Here is a 3,846-nt window from a genome sequence, read left to right on the forward strand (position 1 = left end):
TCTCCATATAGGTGGTGCGCGTCGCGGCCTTGACCGGCTCGGCGCCGGCGAAGCAATAGCGCACCGAGCGGAAATCGTAGGGGTGCGCGGTGCGCGCATAGCCGGCGAGGAACGTATCGGTGCCGAAGATGATCGTCGCGTTCGACCCGTAGATCAGTTCCGGCACGATGCGGTAGTGCAGCGGCGAGGGGTAGAAATAGACCGGCACGCCCGAGATCAAGGGCAGCACCGTTCCCGCCGTCATGCCGAAGGAATGGAAGATCGGCAGCACGTTGAACACTTTGTCGCCCGAGTGGAAGTCGATGCGCGAGGCCGCCTGGGCGGCGTTGGCCAGGATGTTGCGGTGGGTCAGCACCACGCCCTTTGGCGTGCCCTCCGAGCCCGAGGTGAACAGGATCGCGGCCGGATCGTCCGCCTTGCGCGCCACCCGCGGCGTCGTCTTGCGCAACAGGCCGAGCAGCTTGTCCTTCAGGCCGATCGTGGCGCGCAGGTCGTCGAGCCAGACGATGTCGACCGAGCGGCCGATCTCCTCTATCACTGGCCCGAGCTTGGCCTGCTCGACGAAGGCACGGGAGGTGAGCACGGTCTTCACCTCGGCCGCCTTGCAGGCCGATAGGATGTTGGCCGCACCCGCGGTGAAGTTGATCATCGCCGGCACCTTGCCGGCCGACATGACGCCGAGCAGCGTCGCGCATGAGCCGTTGGCGTTGGGCAGCATGATGCCCAGCGTCTCTTGTCCCGCATAGAGATGCTCGAACTTCTCGCCGAGCACCGCGGCGGCGGTGAGCAGCTTGCCGTAGCTCAGCGAGCCGGTGACCGGATCCTGCACGGCGAGTTCCTTCATGCCGCGCTCATGGGCCGTCTCGATGATCTTCTGAAGCACTGTCTTGTCGATATTCTGGGTGCGGAAGACGAGGTCCGACATCACCTGGTAGAGCGCGGAGCCAGCCGCGGCCCGGCGCTGGCGCCCCTTCAACTCCTGGGGGACTTCGAGCTTCACCGGCTCCAGGATGGTCACCTTGACCTTCGGGAACAGGCGATGCCGCACATGCTGCGAGGTCAGCCGCGAGAAGTAGCTCTTCTCCAGGCCCTCGATGCGCACCGGCACCACCATCGAGCCGGTCTTGTCGGCGACCATGGCGGCGCCGTCATAGACCTTCATCAGGCCGCCGGTGACGGTGATGCGGCCCTCCGGGAAGATGACCAGCGGATCGCCGCCCTGCACGATCTTGATCAGCGTGCGGGTCGACATCGGCTTCGCCGGATTGAGCGGCAGCGCGCGGGCGAGCTTCATGAAGGGCTTCATCCACCAGGCCTGGGCGATCGTGTAGTCGATGGCGAAGACCGGCTCCTCGTCGGTCAGCGTCAGCGCCAGCGGACCGTCGAGGAAGCTGACATGGTTGAGCGCCAGGATCGGCGCCTTGCCGGCCGCCTTGAGATTGTCCAGCCCCTCGACCTCCAGCCGCAGGAAGGCGCGGAACAGGATCGAGACGAAATCGCGGAAGGGATTGGTCGGCAGGAATTTCAGCATCAGCCAGGCGGCAATCGCGTTGGCGACGACGAGGCCGAACAGGATGCCCGCGATCGAGACGCCTGCCGCCTGGATCGCGGCGACAAGGATGCCGCCGACCGTCATGAAGCCGGCATTGACGATGCTGACCGCGGCAACGACTCGGGCGCGGCGCGCCTCCGGCGACCAGGCCTGCACGGCGGCGAAGGTCGGCACGACGAGGAAGGCGGCGGCAATGGCCATGCCGGCGAGGTCGATGGCCACACGGATGGTGTTGGGGCCGGCGAAGAAGGTGGCAAGCGTCTCGGCCTGGGGCGAGGGCTGCATGCTGCCGATGGTCCAGGCCAGGTGCAGCCCGAACAGCGCCATCAGCGCGGTGCCGACCGGCGCGGGCAAAAGCACCATGCGGCCTTGCGACATCCAGGCTGCGATAGCCGATCCGATGGCAATCGAGACGGCGAACACCGCGAGATAGGCGGTGACGGCGATCTCATTGCCGCCGAGTGAATCCTTGATCATCGCCGGCAGGATCGAGAGCACGATGGCGCCGACCAGCCAGAACCAGGAGGTCATCAGGCCGGCGCGCCAGATGCGCGTATCGGTGCGCAGGTCGGCGACCTGCCGCCAGGTCGAGCGCAAGATGTTCCAGTCGATGGTGAGGTTGGGAGCAGCCGAACCGGTGGACGGGATGTAGCGGCTGACGAACCAGCAGCCGGCGGCCAAGGCCATCATGATCGGCCCGAACACCGCAACGCCGATGCCGTCGGCTGAAACGACGCCGCCGGCAATCGTGCCGCCGAGGATCGCGGCGAAAGTGGCCGACTCGATCCAGGCATTGGCCTTTGGCAGTTCCTTGCGCTCGAGATGGTCCGGCAGGATGCCGTATTTGATCGGCCCGAACAGCGCCGAGATGATGCCGAACATCAAGAGCGCCGTCATCAGCACCGGGATCGATGACAGCGCGATGCCGACGACGGCGACGGCGGCCGCGGCGATCTCGGTGAATTTCAGCCGCCGCGCGATCAGCGCCTTGTCGAAGCGGTCTGCGATCTCGCCGCCAAGCGCCGAAAGCAAGAGGAAGGGCGCCATGAAGACAGCGCCGGCCAGCGTCACCAGGGACGCGGCCTGATCCTTCGCCAGCGTGAACAGAATGAGGAACACCAGCGTGTTCTTCAGGAAATTGTCGTTGAAGGCCGAGAGGAATTGCGTCCAGAAGAGAGGCGCGAAGCGCCGCGACATCATCAGATGGGTGTTCATGGCAATTTCCATTGGGCAAGTCTGGCTGGCAATCCGATTGGACTGAGCGGACACTTGCGCGGTTTGAGCCTCGTTGTATCAGGAAGAGGTTAAACTTCGTTACTGCGGTTCAATCCGATCCATTTGTTTCTTGGTCTTGGCGCATGGAATCTGTCGTCCATGATCGGCTTCCAGGCCTTCCAGCCACTCGACTGCTTGCGGGCTTGGTTGTCTGCGAGCATCGATATGATCCTTTCGTTTCAGCATAGGCCGGATCGGAGACGGCCTGTTTCAGGCCGGATACAATCCAATGAACATTGTTCATAATCGCAGCATAGCACATCTTGAACGACGTTCAAGAGCAAAATGAACAGCGTTCACGGATCGAACTGTTGAATGACGACATGCTGGATGCGAGCTTCGCGCGACCGGGCCTTCAGGAGAACAACGGAACGTTAGACAAGCTCTCGATTTTCCGGCGAATGGAGCTACACCAGCCGGCCGCAAACGGCTATCAATCGTCGCGAAGTCATGCTTCGGGGTGGTGAGAGGCGCGCGGCTTGCAGCTGGATTTGAAAACAGTCGAGGCTTTGGCCCCCGATCAGGCCTCGCTTGGCGCAGCCGCCAAGCTGACCAAGCGATCGAACTGGCCCAGGCTTGAAGCGCATGAACAGCTGCCGCTGATCTGGGGCGAATGCCAGGGCTCGGGCTCCAACCCCTACCGGGTCGCGTTCGACACCTCCGACCACGGCTACAAATGCACCTGCCCGTCGCGGAAATTTCCGTGCAAGCACATTCTGGCGCTGGCCTGGATCGGCGCCACGGCACCCGACAGCTTCACCCGCGTCGACCAGACGCCCGATTGGGTGAACGACTGGCTCGGCCGGCGCCGCAAGCCAGGGCAGCCGCCAACCCAAGCGCCAGCTCGCGCGGAAGGCAAAAGCATAGACGAAGCATCGCGGCCGGAAGAGGCACCTCCTGTTGAGGACGCCGCTGCGGCCGAACGCCGCGAGGCGGCGCAGCGTAGGCGGGCGGAGGACACGCGCAGCGCGGTCTCGGCCGCGCTCGACGAGCTCGACCAGTGGATCGCCGACCAGTTG

General features: G+C 64.3%; 3 protein-coding genes. 2 read left to right on the forward strand and 1 reads right to left on the reverse strand.

Features of this window, described 5'->3' with window-relative positions; translation table 11 throughout:
* Positions 1–2,767, reverse strand: a 2,767-nt coding sequence (locus EOA27_RS26595) for an acyl-[ACP]--phospholipid O-acyltransferase (RefSeq protein WP_127257657.1), incomplete at its 3' end; no start/stop codon positions are given.
* 323 nt (positions 2,768–3,090) lie between these two features.
* On the opposite strand from EOA27_RS26595, the gene EOA27_RS26600 reads away from it, so the two are divergent.
* Entirely contained in the window at positions 3,091–3,294 is a 204-nt protein-coding gene (locus EOA27_RS26600; protein ID WP_126078700.1) for a hypothetical protein, read from the forward strand.
* A 12-nt stretch (positions 3,295–3,306) separates the two neighbouring features.
* Positions 3,307–3,846, forward strand: a 540-nt coding sequence (locus EOA27_RS26605) for an SWIM zinc finger family protein (protein ID WP_189562122.1), incomplete at its 3' end; no start/stop codon positions are given.

Origin of the sequence: Mesorhizobium sp. M2A.F.Ca.ET.037.01.1.1 (assembly GCF_003998075.1) — a bacterium.
In the GTDB taxonomy this organism is placed as follows: domain Bacteria; phylum Pseudomonadota; class Alphaproteobacteria; order Rhizobiales; family Rhizobiaceae; genus Mesorhizobium.